Annotated in this window: 13 protein-coding genes and 1 pseudogene; 4 read left to right on the top strand and 10 right to left on the bottom strand. The window is 62.6% G+C overall.

What is annotated here, in order from left to right; translation table 11 throughout:
* Positions 1-858 precede the first annotated feature (858 nt).
* Positions 859-2,736, top strand: coding sequence for an autotransporter assembly complex protein TamA (locus tag NJLHNGOC_RS12370; protein WP_113596643.1), 1,878 nt, complete (start codon positions 859-861; stop codon positions 2,734-2,736).
* Complete coding sequence (locus NJLHNGOC_RS12365; protein WP_113596642.1) at positions 2,736-6,926, top strand: translocation/assembly module TamB domain-containing protein; 4,191 nt, start codon at positions 2,736-2,738, stop codon at positions 6,924-6,926. Before NJLHNGOC_RS12370 ends, NJLHNGOC_RS12365 begins: the two co-directional genes overlap by 1 nt.
* A gap of 118 nt (positions 6,927-7,044) precedes the next feature.
* On the opposite strand, the gene NJLHNGOC_RS12360 is transcribed toward NJLHNGOC_RS12365, so the two are convergent.
* Together NJLHNGOC_RS12360 and NJLHNGOC_RS12355 are read right to left on the bottom strand one after the other, a co-directional pair.
* Positions 7,045-7,641 (bottom strand): CarD family transcriptional regulator, encoded by a 597-nt coding sequence (locus NJLHNGOC_RS12360; RefSeq protein WP_110529486.1) that lies wholly within the window; start codon positions 7,639-7,641, stop codon positions 7,045-7,047.
* Between the two features lie 74 nt (positions 7,642-7,715).
* Positions 7,716-8,591 (bottom strand): bestrophin family protein, encoded by an 876-nt coding sequence (locus NJLHNGOC_RS12355; RefSeq protein ID WP_113596641.1) that lies wholly within the window; start codon positions 8,589-8,591, stop codon positions 7,716-7,718.
* A gap of 244 nt (positions 8,592-8,835) precedes the next feature.
* Between NJLHNGOC_RS12355 and NJLHNGOC_RS12350 the strand changes: the two genes are divergently transcribed.
* Entirely contained in the window at positions 8,836-9,951 is a 1,116-nt protein-coding gene (locus tag NJLHNGOC_RS12350; protein ID WP_113596640.1) for an S-(hydroxymethyl)glutathione dehydrogenase/class III alcohol dehydrogenase, read from the top strand.
* A gap of 2 nt (positions 9,952-9,953) precedes the next feature.
* The gene (fghA, locus tag NJLHNGOC_RS12345; protein WP_408890891.1) at positions 9,954-10,832 is read left to right on the top strand and encodes an S-formylglutathione hydrolase; all 879 of its coding nucleotides are present in this window, start codon (positions 9,954-9,956) and stop codon (positions 10,830-10,832) included.
* A gap of 48 nt (positions 10,833-10,880) precedes the next feature.
* On the opposite strand, the gene NJLHNGOC_RS12340 is transcribed toward fghA, so the two are convergent.
* From NJLHNGOC_RS12340 to NJLHNGOC_RS16405, 8 genes and pseudogenes are all read right to left on the bottom strand, one after another.
* Positions 10,881-11,300: a secondary thiamine-phosphate synthase enzyme YjbQ gene (locus NJLHNGOC_RS12340; RefSeq protein WP_113596638.1), complete on the bottom strand. Its 420-nt coding sequence runs from the start codon at positions 11,298-11,300 to the stop codon at positions 10,881-10,883.
* Between the two features lie 14 nt (positions 11,301-11,314).
* Entirely contained in the window at positions 11,315-12,310 is a 996-nt protein-coding gene (trpS, locus tag NJLHNGOC_RS12335) for a tryptophan--tRNA ligase (RefSeq protein WP_113596637.1), read from the bottom strand.
* A gap of 47 nt (positions 12,311-12,357) precedes the next feature.
* Positions 12,358-12,843 carry a c-type cytochrome gene (locus NJLHNGOC_RS12330; RefSeq protein WP_113596636.1) on the bottom strand — a complete coding sequence of 162 codons (486 nt, stop codon included), beginning with the start codon at positions 12,841-12,843 and terminating at the stop codon, positions 12,358-12,360.
* Between the two features lie 109 nt (positions 12,844-12,952).
* Positions 12,953-13,447, bottom strand: coding sequence for an FKBP-type peptidyl-prolyl cis-trans isomerase (locus NJLHNGOC_RS12325; RefSeq protein ID WP_113596635.1), 495 nt, complete (start codon positions 13,445-13,447; stop codon positions 12,953-12,955).
* Positions 13,448-13,483: 36 nt separating this feature from the next.
* A complete protein-coding gene (locus NJLHNGOC_RS12320; RefSeq protein ID WP_110529511.1) occupies positions 13,484-14,713 on the bottom strand; it encodes an argininosuccinate synthase in 1,230 nt (409 codons plus the stop codon).
* Between the two features lie 156 nt (positions 14,714-14,869).
* Positions 14,870-16,105 (bottom strand): 23S rRNA (adenine(2503)-C(2))-methyltransferase RlmN, encoded by a 1,236-nt coding sequence (rlmN, locus tag NJLHNGOC_RS12315; RefSeq protein WP_113596634.1) that lies wholly within the window; start codon positions 16,103-16,105, stop codon positions 14,870-14,872.
* Positions 16,106-16,200: 95 nt separating this feature from the next.
* Positions 16,201-16,941: a TlyA family RNA methyltransferase gene (locus tag NJLHNGOC_RS12310; protein ID WP_113596633.1), complete on the bottom strand. Its 741-nt coding sequence runs from the start codon at positions 16,939-16,941 to the stop codon at positions 16,201-16,203.
* A gap of 16 nt (positions 16,942-16,957) precedes the next feature.
* Positions 16,958-17,248 (bottom strand): annotated as a pseudogene (locus tag NJLHNGOC_RS16405) (transketolase C-terminal domain-containing protein); the annotation flags it as partial.

The following is a 17,248-nucleotide window of genomic DNA, read 5'->3' as shown; positions in this document are numbered from 1 at the left end:
ACATCGGGTGTGTCGTGCGGATGGTCAAGACCCGAAACCACATGTCATAAAGGATGAAGACCCCATATCGTGACATTATCCCCCAATTGGGACGATCAATCCAAATCTCCCGTCCCGCCAATCATGACGGATGGGGCAGGGGATTTGTCAAGGACGCCGTGCATCCAGCGCACGATTTCCACGGCAATGGTGCAGGGCGATGATCAGGGGCACGAATCATCATGTTGTGGCCATATTTTCCCTGTAGCCTGCGGCCGGGTCGAAATATGCCTATGGGACTGCGGGGGAACGGATTGCGCCAGAAATTGCCCCGGATGATGCATCCCCGTCCGGCATCCCCCCCACATCGCGGTGGTCATTGACATATCGCCATGGGCCGAAGACGACGCATTGATGGCGTTCATCACCAACAGGGCGTCCGACAGTAACGCCATCATCCGGACACATGAAGGATGCCTAATGGGGTCATCTGATTGAAAATTCTTCTCCGATTCATTGGAACCCGTTCATAATTCCGCAATGTTCCAACGATACCGGCACGGACCTTACCGCAACGGCCGCCCCTGGCGTCGCCATCATCCATTCACGACAGATCCACAGCGGACCTCAGGCGAATATGGGTTTGAATATGCGTCATGGGAATGGCAGATATCGAAGGGAGGGATTCCCTCCGTCATCATGGGCAGACTCCATGTCTGAGGGGCATCACGCAGGTGGGCGAATGACAGAACCGAGAACGGGGACAACTTGACGTTTTTTCGTCATTTTCTGACGACACGGCATTTCCGGCCTGCGCCGGATGAAACCGGAACTCCGATCTGTGGTTCACTGTGGCGGTCCCATGCACGACTGTGGGGCATGGCCCTGACGGTCCTGTGGGCGGGCATGACGGGTGCGCGTGCAGCGGACCCACAGCCCTATGTCACGGTCATCCGCCCCACCGGCAATGCCGACCTTGATGCCGCCGTGCGGGCTTCATCCGATCTGCTGGGCCTGCAGAAGACACATACTGTCAACCCGTTCGCCCTGGTGGGGCGCATTCACAATGACTATGCCCGCATCCGCAGCGCGCTGGAAAGCTTTGGCTATTACGCGCCGGACATACGCATACAGGCGGCCATTGCATCCAAGACGGGGGAGGGCACGCCACAGGACGGTCATGACCCCGACCTGCCGGAATGGATGCAGGCGATCCCGGCGAACCAGAAACTCGAACTGACCATCTCCATCACCAAGGGAACGCAGTTCCATATCGGCGTCATCACCCTCAATCCGGCGAAGGGACAGCCGCCCGTCCGGCTGGACGATCACGAAAATGCGGCGCTGGGCATAAAGACGGGCGATCCCGCGATCGCCGCCAATATTCTCAAAGCACAGTCACAGCTGCAGACGGCGCTGGCGGAAGAGGGATACGCACTGGCGGATGTCGGCACGCCGCAGGCCTGGCTTCGCCCGCAGACCAAAACCATCGACCTTGCCTTTACCATCATGCGCGGGCCGGTCGTCAATCTGGGGGCGTTCGGTTTCGGCGGCCTGCGCCGGACCCATCCTGCCTATGTCGTGCGGCGCCTGACCATTGCACCGGGCGAACTGTACCAGCCCTCGCGCATCGAGGCCGCGCGGCAGGGCCTGTCATCGATGGGGGTGTTTTCCGACGTTCAGGTGCGCCATGACCAGCAGCTTGCCTCTGACGGGACGCTGCCTCTGGACTTCAGGTTCGTCGAATCAAAGCGCCACAGCGTGGGTGTCGAAGGCGGGTATTCGACGGATCTTGGCGGTCGCGCCGGCGTGTCGTGGACGCATCGCAACCTGTTCGGCAATGCCGAGCGCCTGCGCCTGACCGCACTGGTGACGGGGCTGGGCGGTTCCGCGGAACAGGGGCTGGGCTATGACGTGTATGCGGACCTGATGAAGCCGGATTTCGGGTCGCGCAACCAGAATCTCAGCGCCCGGATCGAATGGATCCGCCAGCTTCTGTATTCCTATCGCCAGACGGCCCTTCTGGCCCGCGCGGGCGTGGTGCGACGCGTCAGTTCCCACTGGAACGTCGCCTTTGGCGGGGAGATCGAACAGGAACGCATCGACCAGATGTCGCAGACGAACGACTATTTCATCGCTTCGCTGCCACTCAGCGCGACCTATGACGGGACTGGCGTCGACAATCCGATCACCCCCGCCACGCATGGCGTGCGCATCAACATGAACGTCACGCCTTCCGTGTCGCTGGAACACCGGACATCCTTCTTCGCGATCATGCAGGCCACGATTTCCACCTATTTCGACCTGAAGCATCTGGGGCTGTCGCGGCCGGGGCGCAGCGTTTTCGCCATACGCGGGACGATCGGCAATGTGGAAGGGGCATCGACCTTCGACATCCCGCCCGATCAGCGACTGTATGCCGGTGGCAGCGCGACGGTGCGCGGTTACCGTTATCAGGGGGTGGGGCCGCAGTTCCCCCACAGCCGCTATGCCATTGGCGGGACATCCATGGATGCCGGTTCCCTTGAATACCGTCAGCGCATCTTGCAGAAATTCGGGGCCGTCGGCTTTATCGACGTGGGGCAGGTCGCGGACGGCAGCACGCCGTTCAAGGGCACGCTGCGCGCAGGCGCGGGGGCCGGGGCGCGGTATTACACCCCCATCGGTCCGGTACGCCTTGACATCGCCGTCCCGCTGAACCGTCCGCCCCGTGGCGACAAGTGGGAGCTGTATGTCGGGCTGGGAGAAACGTTCTGATGAGCGATGAGCACAAGCCTGCCCGGACCTTCACCATCCGCGCGCTCCTCAAGGTCGCCGGGCTGGTCATCGCGGTGCCGACGGGGCTGGTGGTGCTGGCGGTTGCCCTGATCCTGGTGGGGGCCAATACCGGCATGGGCCGCCATGAAATCGAACGTCGCCTGCCCGGCCTGACGGGGGGCAGCGTCCGGCTGTCCGGGCTGTCGGGCCGGTTTCCCGACGCCCTGCGCATCGCGCATCTGGAACTCGACGATTATCGCGGCACATGGCTTGCGATCGACAATCTGGCGCTGGACTGGTCCCCCACGCGACTGCTCCTGCGCCGGGCGGTGGTCGATAACATCTCCATCGCGCATCTCTCCATCCCGAGGCTGAGCGAGGAAGATCCCGCGCATCCTTCCCCGCCGTCCAGACCGGACAATGACAACCTCCATATCGGGGTTGATATCCGCCACGCCCATATCGCGCGCATCGACGTTGGCGCACCACTTGCACGCGTCCCATCGACATTCAGCCTGGACGGCCATGCCCGGCTGGCGGATATCGCCCCGGTCCTCGACGGCATTTCGGTCGCCACGTTGCCCGCAGCCGACATCGACCTTTCGGTCCGGCGTCTGGATCATCCGGGGCTGCTGTCGGTGCGCACACGTCTGGATACCGGAACGCTTGCGCTTGATGTGCATGCGCATGAGGAACGTGAAGGCTTCCTGACCACGCTGAGCAACCTTCCCATGCTGGCGCCGCTGGACCTCGACCTGAGCATGAGCGGCCCGCGCGACCGCAGCAACCTTGTCTTTGCCATGCAGGCCGGCGCGGCGCAGGCCCATATCAAGGGACAGGTCGGCCTGATCCATCATGCGATGCGCCTGAACGCCACGCTGGATGCGCCGGCAATGATGCTGGGGCCGGATACGGGATGGCAATCCATTGCCCTGCGAACCGATCTGGGCGGAACGCTGGAGCGTCCCACGGGCCGGGGCAGTCTGGATATCGGGCAGCTGAATCAGGGGGCCATCGGCTTCAACACCCTGCATGCCGTCTTCGGCGGCCTGACGGGACAGACGGCGCAGGATGCCGTGAACGTGCATGCGGATATTGACGGACTGCGCATACCCGGCGCGCATCCCACCATATTCGCGGCACAGCCCGTGTCGATCGACCTGGCATGGCATCCCGATGCACAGGGGGCGCCTGCAGATATCGCGCTGAATCACGATCTGCTGCACATCAGGGGCAGTGTCCGCACCGCCGTTCCCCGGCACGGAACGCTGGCGATCGACCTGCCCGACCTTTCACCCCTTGCGGGACTGGCCGCGACAAAGCTGGATGGAAACGCGCATCTGCAGACGGATTTTGACATACCCGGCGCCAAGATGCCCGGCCACGCCGCGCTGGATGGTCAGGTGTCGATCACGGGCGGACAGCCGCAGACGGTTGGCCTGATCGGCAGGGAGGGCCACCTGCAGGTCATGGCCGACCTGCCGCCCACGGATGCTTCCCCCCGCAGCGTGCATGTAAGAACCCTGAAGGTGGATGGTCATGCACTCCATCTGGATGCGGGCGACGGCACGATCACCCTGTCATCGCCGACACGGCTCGACCTGCGGGCCAGACTTATGCTCGATGACCTTCAGAAACTCGCGCCCTCCCTGCGGGGGCAAAGCGACCTGACCCTGACGGCCACGGGGCCGGTCGATGACCTTGCCGCCGTCCTGCACGCGGAAACGCAGATCGGAACACCCCAGATCCAGCCGGCGGGACACCTGACAACGGACCTGAACTTCCGCCACCTGCCTGCGGTAAGGGAAGGGGAGGCCACGATAAAGGGGACGCTGGACCACGCGCCGGTCGCCCTTGACGCCGCCCTTACGACCGGCACGGACGAGGTGCGTCACCTGCATCTGGCGCAGCTTTCATGGAAAAGCCTGTCGGGACAGGCGGACATGTCCCTGCCAAAGGGGCATCTGGTGCCATCGGGCACGATGGACGTGCGCATGGCGCGGCTGGCGGACTGGCGTGACCTGCTGGGGCACAGCATCACGGGATATGTCACCACCGGCATCCATACCAGCGCGCGGACCGATCAGGCCCCCCCGATCGTATCGATAAAGCTGGATGGCGCCATCGGATCGCCCTGGGCGAATATCCGTCGCCTGACGCTGGGCGGTACCGTCAGGGACCCGGTGGATGCCCCCCATCCCGATCTGGATTTGGTGGTGGATGATGCCGACATCTCCGACATCCACGCCAATGCCCATGTGACGGCCAAGGGGCCGCTGAATGCGCTGCTGGTCAGCGCAACATCGCGCCTGTCCACGAAACAGCTCGGCCCCGCAGCCCTTGATACCGCGATGCTGCTGGATATGCCGGAACACAAGGTCACGGCCCGCACCCTGCTTGCCGAAGCGCGGGGGGAACGACTGCAGCTGCTGGCCCCCGCCACCGTCAGTTATGGCGCGACGATGGGGGTCGATCACCTGCGCGCAACGCTCTCCGCACCACAGGGACAGGCTGCGGACATTGATATCGCGGGTGGCATCCGGCCGACGCTGGATCTGAAAGCGGACGTCACGCACGTTACTCCGTCCCTGTTGCGGCCCCTCATGCCCACATTGCGTGCCGATGGCGAAATCTCCGCACAGGCACGGCTGACCGGGACGCTCGCGCGGCCGGGGGGGCGTATCTCGCTTCGGGCGGATGGCCTGAAATATCATACGGATTATACGTCTTCCCTGGCGGCCGCCAATCTGGACGCCACCGCAGTGCTGAATGGCGCACAGGCCCAGATCGACGCCAGCCTGAATGCCGGCCGCCAGATCGGCCTGACACTGAAGGGAAGCGCCCCGACAAACATGAACGGAGCGCTGGCGCTGCATTCGAGTGGCGTGATGGACATGGCGGCGGCCAATGCCTATCTGGGGGCGCAGGCACGTCAGGCGGGGGGACAGTTGCGGATGAACGTGGACGTGCGCGGCACGCCACGCAGCCCCCTGATTACAGGCACGCTCGACCTTGCGGACGGCACGTTCCATGATTACGCGCAGGGGATCCAGCTTTCCTCCATAAAGGGGAGCGTGCTGGCGCAGGGCAGCCGCCTTGTCATACAGTCACTCAGCGCGCAGGCGGGGAAAGGCACCATTACGGCGGCCGGTTCCTATGGCCTGCTGGAACCGGGACAGCCCCTTGACCTGATGATCACGGCCAGAAACGCCCGTCCTCTGGCAAGCGACCTTATCACCGCGACGCTGGATACGAACCTCAGCATAAAGGGGCAGCTGGCCTCGCGCATCAATGTGGGCGGGGACATCAACCTGTCGCGCGTGGATGTCAATATTCCGGATTCACTGCCCACGTCGGTCGCGCACCTGAATGTCATCCGCCCCACCGACACCACAACCGTCGCACAGCCCCATGAATCCCCGCTGATCGTGGGACTGAATCTGGATGTCCGTTCGCCGGGGCAGTTCTTCGTGCGTGGACATGGCCTGAATACGGAAATGCACGGTCACCTGCAGGTGGGGGGCACAAGCGATACCCCCCTGATCACCGGGGCATTCGCCATGACGCGGGGAAGCTTTGCCCTGGGCGGGTTCTCGCTCAATTTCAGCAAGGGCAACGTGGGCTTCGACGGAATCGGCGTGACGCACAGCATCGACCCCAGCCTTGATTTCGTCGCGGAGCGCAGCACGAACGAAGGGGTCGCGCGCCTCAATGTCGGGGGATATGCCAGCGCGCCGAAAATCACCTTTTCCTCCACCCCGCCACTGTCACAGGACCAGATACTGGCGATCCTGCTGTTCGGCACCGATTCACAGTCCCTGTCCGCCACGCAGATGGCGCAGGTCGCCTCTGCCATCGCCACGATCAGCGGCGGTTCTGCCTTTGACCCGCTGGGCATCGTCCGAAAGACGCTGCATCTCGACCGTCTTCAGATGAGCAGTTCGTCCAACGGTTCAGGCGGCAACGACACCGGCAGCATCGAGGCCGGGAAGTATGTCATGCGCGGGGTCTATGTCGGGGCCAAGCAGGCGACTTCCGGATCGGGAACGCAGGCGCAGGTGCAGGTGGACCTTACCAAACGGCTCAAGCTGAATACCACGGTGGGAACGGGGGGGAATGTCACCGGCTTCACCACGCCTGAAAACGATCCCGGCAGCAGCATCGGCCTTCTTTACCAGTTCAATTACTGAACCCGGTAATGCAGAGCCGTCCGTCCGGCATTTCCCCTGGCATCAGGACATGAAAAAGCCTGCCGGAAGATCTTCCGGCAGGCGTGGGGTTCTGGTCCGGGGATGGCCCGAAACGGGGTCAGGCCGCCTTCATGACAGCCGTCAGCGTTTCCAGGACGGCCGCGGGCTCCTTGCCCTCCAGCACGGCGACTTCCGCCACGAAACGTTCCTGCGCGGCTTCGAACAGCTTGCGTTCGCTGAAGCTGCCGTCAAGGCTGTCGACATTGCGGCGCAGGTCACGCAGCACCTCGGCGATCTGGACCAGATCACCGGAATTGATCTTTTCCTGATAGGCGACGGCGCGACGCGCCCACATGCCACGGCTGACATGCGGCTTGCCCTTGATGATCGCCATGGCTTTGTCCACGATCTCGCGCGAGACGATCTTGCGCAGCCCGGACTTGCGCGCCTTCGACAGGGGAATGCGCAGGGTCATCTGGTTGCCCGGAAACGAAATCTGGATCATCTCCAGCTTCGTGCCCGCGATTTCGTCAATGCCGATTCGGTCAACCCGTCCCACGCCATGCGCCGCATAGACGATGGCGTCACCTTCGCGGAACGGATCCTCGTCCTTTTCCGGCTTGCTGCTTTTGGCTTCGGCTGCGGTCACTGCTGCTGCGGTCCGCGCCATTGCATCGGTCACACTGCCCTTCGGGGTCGTTCTGAACATGCTCATGACATCTCTTGTAGCACAAATTTCCCCATATGTCTTGACCTGATCGAAAGCACCGGCGACGCGCGCCCCGGTCTTCAGGACTGCACGCCGCGAACCGGCGCAAGGGACGGGGGCGCTTCCTCCCCGCAGGACTGCAGCAGGTCGATTTCGATGGTGCGCGCGATGGTGCGCATCGGCATGCCATGCGGGGTGGAGGCAAACGGTTCCTGCAGGTCGCTGCCGATCTTGTCGAGCGCCACGAACAGCAGTCCCACCAGCGACGACCCCAGCGGCGTGATCCATCCCAGCGTCTGCACCATCGAAAGCGGCAGGATAATGCAGAATACCGCCGCCACCAGCTTTGGCAGCACGGAAAACTGGATGGCCAGCGGCGTGTTGCGGATACGCTCCAGTCCGCCCTGCGCGTTGCTCAGATCGGAAAGGATACGGTCGATCTGCCCCTGCAGCGCCCCGTCTATGCCCAGCATGCGGGCGCGCGCATCGACGCCACGGCCCAGCTGGAACAGGATCGCGGCGGGAATGTTCACGTGTCCCTCGATCCCGCGCAGCATGTCCTCCGGCAGAAGCCGCCTGACATCCTCCATCGTGTCCGTGCGCCCCAGCGCGCCGCGCAGGGCATGGGGATAGGCCGCCATCGCGCGCGCCAGTTCAGGGCAGCCCTGCAGGATCGTGCCGACCTGACGGCCAAAGGAACGGCTGTTGTTGGTGACCGCCCCCCACAGCGTCCGTGCCTCCCACCAGCGGTTATAGGCCGTGTTGTTACGGAAACTCATGAACAGGACCAGCGCCGAGCCGATAAGCGAAATCGGCAGCGTTGGCTGTTCCATCCAGTCCTGGTGATAGATCTGGAACATGACGACAACCACGATGTCCCATGCCGCCAGCAGCACAAGGGACAGGAGGCTTTCGCGCATAAGGATCCACAATCCGATCCTGCGATTCACGATCATCTGGATAATGTCCCGAAATGGATGAAGCCGACGAAAACAGCCGGTCGCCCCGAAAGGCGTACCAGTTTTGTGCACATACCATATCGTCGCGCGATAAAACGCCGCGGCCTCACGATTGTATAATTTGTAATACCCGCCATCAGCGGCGACGCTGTTCCAACATCATTGACGTATCAGGGCGGGAGCGTTTCTTATGACCGCAACAGCCACTCCCGTTTCCTTATTGCAAAGGGTTTAAAGATCTATGGATGTCAGGGCAGCCGTCGCGTTCGAAGCCGGGAAACCACTGGAAATCGAGACCGTCCAGCTGGAAGGCCCCCGGGAGGGGGAAGTCCTGGTGGAAATCAAGGCAACCGGCCTGTGCCACACCGATAAGTACACCCTGTCCGGCGCGGACCCCGAAGGGCTGTTTCCCGCCATTCTGGGCCATGAAGGGGCGGGCGTCGTGGTCGAGGTCGGTCCGAGCGTGCGGCATCTGAAGCCCGGCGACCATGTCATCCCGCTCTACACACCCGAATGTCGCGAATGCAAATCGTGCCTGTCGCGCAAGACCAACCTGTGCACCGCCATCCGCTCCACCCAGGGCAAGGGCGTCATGCCGGACGGCACCTCGCGCTTTTCCTTCAAGGGGAAGCCGATCCACCATTACATGGGATGTTCCACCTTTGCGAACTATACGGTCCTGCCGGAAATCGCGCTGGCGAAAATCCGTCCCGACGCCCCCTTTGACAAGGTCTTCTATATCGGTTGCGGCGTGACGACCGGCATCGGCGCCGTGCTGTTCACCGCAAAGGTGGAGGCCGGGGCCTCGGTCGTTGTCTTCGGGCTTGGCGGGATCGGGCTGAATGTCATCCAGGGCGCGAAGATGGTAGGGGCGGACAAAATCATCGGCGTCGACATCAATCCCGCGCGCGAAGCCATTGCCCGGAAGTTTGGCATGACCGATTTCGTCAATCCCAACGACCTTGGTCCCAATGGCGACATCGTGGGGCATCTTGTCGAGCTGACAGGCGGCGGCGCCGATTATTCCTTTGAATGCGTCGGCAATCCCACGCTGATGCGCCAGGCGCTGGAATGCGCGCATCGCGGGTGGGGTGTTTCCACCATTATTGGCGTCGCGGGCGCGGGACAGGAAATCAGCACGCGTCCGTTCCAGCTTGTGACCGGGCGGCGCTGGATCGGATCGGCCTTTGGTGGCGCGCGCGGTCGTACCGATGTGCCCAAAATCGTGGACTGGTACATGGAAAACCGCATCGATATCGATGACCTGATCACCCATCGCCTGCCGCTGGAACGCATCAATGAAGGATTCGACATGATGACGCGGGGCGAAAGCATCCGCACAGTGGTCGAATTCTGATCATGAGTGGCATGATCCTGTCCGATCCCGGCAAGGAACTGACGGTTCGCGCGGAACATGCCTGCTGCGGAGGACATGTGGGCTTTTACAGCCATGCCTCCCGCACGCTGGGGCTGGAGGCACACTTTGCCGTCTTCATGCCGGCGGGGGCGACACAGGCACGGCGCGCGCCGGTCATCCATCTGCTTGCGGGACTGACCTGTACCGAGGAAACATTCCTCATCAAGTCCAACGTCATCCGCTTCGCCGCGCGGCATGGCATCGCGCTGGTGGCGACCGATACGTCCCCACGTGGCGCGGGCGTGCCGGGGGAGGACGAATCCTATGACCTTGGCACCGGGGCGGGGTTCTACCTTGATGCCACCCGCGCGCCGTGGAACGCCCATTACCGCATGGGCAGCTATGTTGCCGAGGAACTGCCCGAACTTACGCAGCGGCTGTTCGCACTGGACGGGACGCGCCGGGGCATCATGGGTCATTCCATGGGGGGACACGGGGCGCTGGTCCATGCCCTTCGCGCGCCACAGGCATGGAAGTCCGTCTCCGCCTTCGCGCCGATCGTCCATCCGGCTGTCGTGCCATGGGGGGAAAAGGCCTTTTCGACCTATCTGGGGCAGGACCGCTCCGCATGGGCCAGGCATGATGCGACGCTGCTGCTTGAGGCGGGACATACGCATCCCACCACCATCCTTATCGATCAGGGGGATGCGGACCAGTTCCTCCAGACACAGCTGCGTCCGGACCTGTTCAGCAATGCCGCGGCAAGGGCGGGGCAGGCGCTGCGGTTACGCCATCATAAGGGATACGACCACTCCTACTGGTTCATCCAGTCATTCATCGAGGATCATATCACCCATCATGCCGCCATCCTGACGGCATGATCCAGTGCCCCTGCCGGGCAGGGCAGGGGATATGGGGCAGACGGCCGCTCAGTTCCCGATGATATGCAGGACGATTTCGCGCCGGTGCGCCATGCGCCGGTGTTCGAACAGGTACAGGCCCTGCCACGTCCCCATTACCGGTCGGCCATCTGCCACCGGAATCGACAGCTGCGTATTGGTCAGCATGGTGCGCAGATGGGCGGGCATATCATCCGGCCCTTCGTCATCATGGATGTAACGGGTGGGATCTTCGGGCACCAGGGCCTCGAAATACCGTGCGATGTCCTCCTGCACGGTGGGATCTGCATTTTCCTGCACCGTCAGGCTGGCTGACGTGTGACGGCACCATAACGTCAGCAGGCCGGTCTCGATCCCCGTTGCCGCGACCCAGTCCAGCACCGCGCGGGTAATGGAAACCAGCCCCTTGCCATGCGTCCTGACATGCAGGCTGTGCAGTTCCTGACGCATGGCGTTCTCCCGGTTTATTTTAAGAATCCGACAAGGGATTCGGCTTCGGACACGATGGGTTCCGCGATCGTGCGGGCGCGCCGGGCACCGTCGCGCAATGTATCCTGCAGAAAGCCCGGCTCCTTCAGCAGGCGGGTCGTCTCGTCCGCGATGGGGGCGATATGCTGCACCAGCACATCCGTCAGGGCTTTCTTGAAGGGACCAAAACCCTCACCCCCATGCCGGTTCAGGACGTCCTGTATGCTGCATCCCTGCATCGTCGCATAAATCGTCACCAGATTACGGGCTTCGGGACGGCTTTCCAGACCGGCCTCTTCGCTGGGCAGGGGTTCCGGGTCCGTCTTGGCACGACGTATCTTCAACGCGATCGTATCGGCGTCATCCGTCATCTCGATCCGGCTCTGTGCGGATGGATCGGACTTGGACATCTTTTTCGTGCCGTCGCGCAGGCTCATGACACGTGCCCCCTGCGGGGGGATCAGGGCCTCGACAGTCGGGAAGAATTCAAGGCCGTAATCGTGGTTGAATTTCTGTGCGATATCGTTGGTCAGTTCCAGATGCTGCCTCTGGTCATCGCCTACAGGCACCGCCGTGGCCTTGTAGGTCAGGATATCCGCCGCCATCAGGTCGGGATAGACATACAGCCCCGCCGAATGGTTTTCACGGTCCTTGCCCGCCTTGTCCTTGAACTGCGTCATGCGATTCAACCACCCCAGACGGGCGACGCAGTTGAAAATCCATGCAAGACGCGCATGCGCCGTCACTGCGGACTGATTGAACAGGATATGGCGCTGCACATCGATGCCAGAGGCCAGCAGCACCGCCGTCTGCGCCAGCGTCTGCTCCCGCAGGGCTTTGGGGTCCTGCCAGACGGTGATGGCGTGCATGTCCACCAGGCAGAAAATACATTCGTTGTCGCGTTGCAGCCCGACCCAGTTGCGTATCGCACCGAGATAGTTGCCAAGCTGCGGAACACCAGTCGGCTGGATGCCGGAAAATATGCGTCGCATATCGCTGTTTTCCGCTCTTTACCGCCCCGACGTCAAGCGCGTTGATATCAGGGGAGACGATGAATCCCATCAAGGCGGCGACGCTCATCCGCCACGGCGCTGGGGGGAAGGGGATGCGCCCGCAGCGCGGCGATTTCCTCCGCCGTGAAAACGGGCGGCCGGGCCGAATCACCACGTGCCGCCAGATACGTCAGGATGGAGGCGATTTCGTGATCGGACAGGCGGTTCCTGAAGGAGGGCATGGAAAAATTATAATGCACGCCCCGGATATCCAGCGGGCCATTCAGGCCGTTGAGCAGCACATCGGCCAGATAATGCCGTCCTTCGGCCGTGGCGGCGATCAGGTCGATCCGCCCGATCAGCGGGGGGATCTCCCCCTTCATGCCTTCGCCACCATGATGGCAGATCCCGCAGTTGGTGCGATAGCGTGCCGCCCCCTCATGCTTGCCCGAACATGCCGTCAGTATCATGCCCCCCAGACAGAAGAGGACCGCACGTCGCGCGACACGACGCATGTTTGTAAAAGTCAGCATGCGTTACGATAGCACGCGCGATTGAAGAGGACATGAAAAACGCCACCAGAATCCCTTCTGATGGCGTTTTATGGTCTATCGCCGATCCTGACGGGCGGTGCAGGCGATATCAGCGCGTGCGCGAAACACCCAGCAGCTGGATCTTGAAGATCAGGGGACTGTCAGGCGGGATGATTCCCATGGACCTGTGGCCGTAACCCAGTTCAGGCGGGACATACAGCATCCACGTATCGCCCACATGCATCATGGGAACCGCTTCCTGCCAGCCCTTGATGACCATTTCCAGCGGCATCTGCATATAGGCGCCATGCCCGTGCTGGTCAGAGCTGTCGAAAATACCGCCATCCGGCAGGCGACCTTCGTAAATCACCATGACGCTGTCATTGACCGTGGCCTGCGCCCCGTCCTTCGGACCGGACTTCAGCACCTTGTAGGCCAGTCCGTCCGGCAGGACCTTCACGCCGGGCTGCGTCTTCACGTTCGCCATGAACTGGGCTGGGGTCAGGTCCGGCTCATCATGTTTTTTGCTTCCACCACATGCGACCAGCGGCACCGCCAGCGCAGTCGCCAGAAGAAAGGGAATGACGCGTGAAAAACGTTTCATGACACCTCGGCTAATGAAGATGAACGATGCAATGCCTCAGAGGGCGCCGCCACGACGCCCGATCTTGGCCCCAAGACGCAGGCGCAGGGCGTTAAGGCGGATGAAGCCCTGCGCATCGGCCTGATTGTACGCGCCTTCGTCATCCTCGAACGTGACGACACGCGTATCATACAGGCTGTTGGGGCTTTCGCGACCGACACAGATGACGTTGCCCTTGTACAGCTTCAGACGCACGCGTCCGCTCACCGAATGCTGGCTCTGGTCGATCAGCGCCTGGAGCATCCGCCGCTCTGGCGAGAACCACAGGCCATTATAGATGATCTCGGCATAACGCGGCATCAGGCTGTCCTTGAGGTGCATGGCCTCGCGGTCGAGCGTGATGCTTTCGATGCTGCGATGCGCCGTCAGCAGGATGGTGCCGCCCGGCGTTTCATAGATGCCGCGCGACTTCATGCCCACGAAACGGTTTTCCACCAGATCCAGCCGTCCGATACCGTTGGCGCGACCCAGTTCATTCAGGCGCGTCAGCAGCGTTGCGGGCGAAAGGGCCTCACCATTCAGGGCGACCGGATCGCCTGAGACGAAATCGATCGTGATTTCCGTCGCCACGTCCGGTGCGGCTTCGGGCGAAATGGTCCGCTGGAAGACGATTTCATCCGGTCCGATGGCCGGATCTTCCAGCAGCTTCCCTTCCGAGGAGGAGTGCAACAGGTTTGCATCGACAGAGAAGGGGGCCTCGCCCCGCTTGTCCTTGGCGATGGGGATCTGGTGCTCCTCGGCAAAGGCCAGCAGGCGCGTGCGCGACGTCAGGTCCCATTCACGCCATGGCGCGATCACGGTGATGTCGGGCTTCAGCGCGTAATAGGCCAGTTCGAAACGCACCTGGTCATTGCCCTTGCCGGTCGCGCCATGCGCCACCGCATCGGCGCCGACCTGTTCGGCAATCTCGATCTGGCGCTGCGCGATCAGCGGCCGCGCGATGGACGTGCCAAGCAGGTACTGCCCTTCGTACAGCGCATTCGCCCGGAACATCGGGAAAACGAAATCCTTGACGAAGGTTTCGCGCAGATCCTCGACAAAGATCTCCTTCACGCCGAACATCTCGGCTTTCCTGCGCGCGGGTTCCAGTTCCTCGCCCTGACCAAGGTCGGCGGTAAAGGTCACGACCTCGCACCCATAGGTGGTCTGTAACCATCGAAGAATCACGGACGTATCGAGACCGCCTGAATAGGCGAGCACAACCTTCTTGACGTCCTTGGCGGCCATGGGGAGAGGTCTCCTGTCGACAAAACTGAAATTTCCTGCCGACCACCCTGTCGGCAGCATGCCGTCCTAGCACCACAAAGCCCCGACGACCAGAAGCCAGCCGAGGTTTTATGGGCATCCCGACGCAGCCGGGACCGTGCGGACGGCGATTATGGCTTATGTATTTTCCGCACCCGGCGCGCCGGACGAACGACGCGCGCGCTGGCTTTCGGTGCGAAGCTGCCCGCAGGCGGCAAGGATATCGCGTCCACGCGGCATGCGGATGGGCGAGGCAAAGCCCGCATCCATGACGATAGCCGCGAAACGGTCGAGCTGTTCGCGGGTGGAGGGCTGAAAACGGCTGCCGGGCCACGGGTTGAAGGGGATGAGGTTGACCTTTGCCGGGATGCCCGAAATCAGGCGCACCAGTTCGCGGGCATCGGCCTCGCTGTCGTTCACACCGCGCAGCATGATGTATTCAAAAGTGATGCGTCGCGCATTGCTGGCCGCCGGGTAACGGCGGCAGGCGGCGATCAGGTCGGCAATCGGGTATTTGCGGTTCAGCGGCACCAGTTCGTCGCGCAGGTCGTCACGCACCGCATGCAGGGAAATGGCAAGATTGATGCCAAGTTCCTCGCCACACTGATCCATCATCGGAATGACGCCGGACGTGGACAGGGTAATCCGCCGGCGCGACAGGCCGATCCCTTCGCCATCCATGATGATTTTCATGGCCTTGGCGATGTTTTCGTAATTGTACAGCGGCTCGCCCATGCCCATCAGCACGATGGTGGACAGCAGGCGGGGCGTTTCCCCCTTGGGGCTGGGCCATTCGCCATAGCTGTCGCGGGCGGCCATGAACTGGCCCACGATTTCAGCAGCACCCAGATTGCGGACAAGCCCCTGCGTGCCGGTATGACAGAACGTGCACGAAAGCGTGCATCCGACCTGTGATGAAATGCACACCGCGCCCCGATCCTCCCGCCGGTCGGGGATATAGACGGTCTCCGCCTCCTGTCCGTCGCGAAAACGGAACAGGAACTTGCGCGTCTCGTCGCGGGAGGTCTGGACCGTGGCAGCCTGCGGGCGTCCAACGACAAAACGTTCCGCCAGCTTTTCCTGCAAAGGTCTGGCAATCGAGCTCATCCGCGAAAAATCGGTCGCGCCCTGATGATAGATCCAGTGCCACAGCTGTTTGGTGCGAAACGGCTTTTCGCCAATTTCCGTCAGGATTTCCGTCAGCTCCGCGCGCGACAGTCCTACCAGGTCACGCCGTCCGTCCGGCAGCACGGCGGATGGCGGGGCGAACTGCGCCGACTTGGCAAGGATCCGGCTACGTTCATCATCGGTAAGCGCCGCAGCCGATGCGGCCTCCCGAACGGGGCGGGCATAAAGGGGAGGAGCGATGGACATAGCGAAAGACGCCTTAACGTTCAGACAGGGACAGGTGCGCGAAAGCGGGAATTGCCGCTCCCTACCACATCTGCCCGGTCAAAAGCGACCGTGGATCAGGCGTCCCTGCGCGCGGCGATCAGGAATTCACGATTTCCTTCCGGCCCGGTAATCGGGCTGGGTTCGATACCGACAACCGACCAGCCCTCCAGCGACTGCCACCAATCGCGGATCGTGGCGCATACGGCTTCATGAACCGCCGGGTCGCGCACGACGCCCTTGGGGCCGATCGCCTCGCGTCCCGCCTCGAACTGCGGCTTGATCAGGGCGATGGCCCATGCGCCGGGCATGCACAGTTCCATCGCCGCGGGCAGGACGGTCCGCAGCCCGATAAAGCTGGCGTCACAGACCAGCGCGCCGATGGGATCAGGTATCACCTGCGACGTCAGGTGCCGGGCATTGCATTTTTCCAGCACGACAACCCTGGGATCATTGCGCAGCTTCCATGCGATCTGCCCATGTCCCACATCGACGGCATAAACCTTTGCCGCGCCGTTATTCAGCAGGACATCGGTAAAACCACCCGTGGACGCGCCGACATCAAGGCAGGTCAGGCCCTCGGGCGAGAAACCGAAATGCTCCAGCCCGTGCGCCAGCTTGATCCCCCCGCGCGAAACCCACGGGTGATCCTGCCCCTTGACCGTCAACGGCACATCCTCGGGCAGCTGGTCGCCCGGCTTGTCGATACGGCGGTTGGGCGCGAATACCAGACCGGCCATTATCAGCGCCTGCGCACGCGTCCGCGTCTCGACAAGTCCCCGATCAACCAGCATCTGGTCCACGCGCCGCTTTGCCACTGCCGTTTTTTCCGGATCAGGCCATCTGCTGCGATGGGGAACGCCCCAGCGCGCCCAGTGCCGTGTCCACNGATCGCCTGCGCGTCGAGGCCTGCCTCGTGATACTGTGCGGTCTGGGTGTTGTGGTCGATGAAGCGGTCGGGCAGCGCCATGGGGCGGAAGCGCACGCGGTCCAGCAGGNCCGGTTTTCGCAAGGTGCATCATGACGAAGGCGCCGAACCCGCCGGGCGCGCCCTCCTCGAGGGTGATCAGCACGGCATGGTTGCGCGCCAGCTGCTCGATCAGCGCGGTGTCCAGCGGCTTGGCG

This window comes from Novacetimonas cocois, assembly GCF_003311635.1.
In the GTDB taxonomy this organism is placed as follows: domain Bacteria; phylum Pseudomonadota; class Alphaproteobacteria; order Acetobacterales; family Acetobacteraceae; genus Novacetimonas; species Novacetimonas cocois.
The sequence above is the reverse complement of the archived record's forward strand: the minus strand, read 5'-3'. Positions and strand labels throughout refer to the sequence as shown.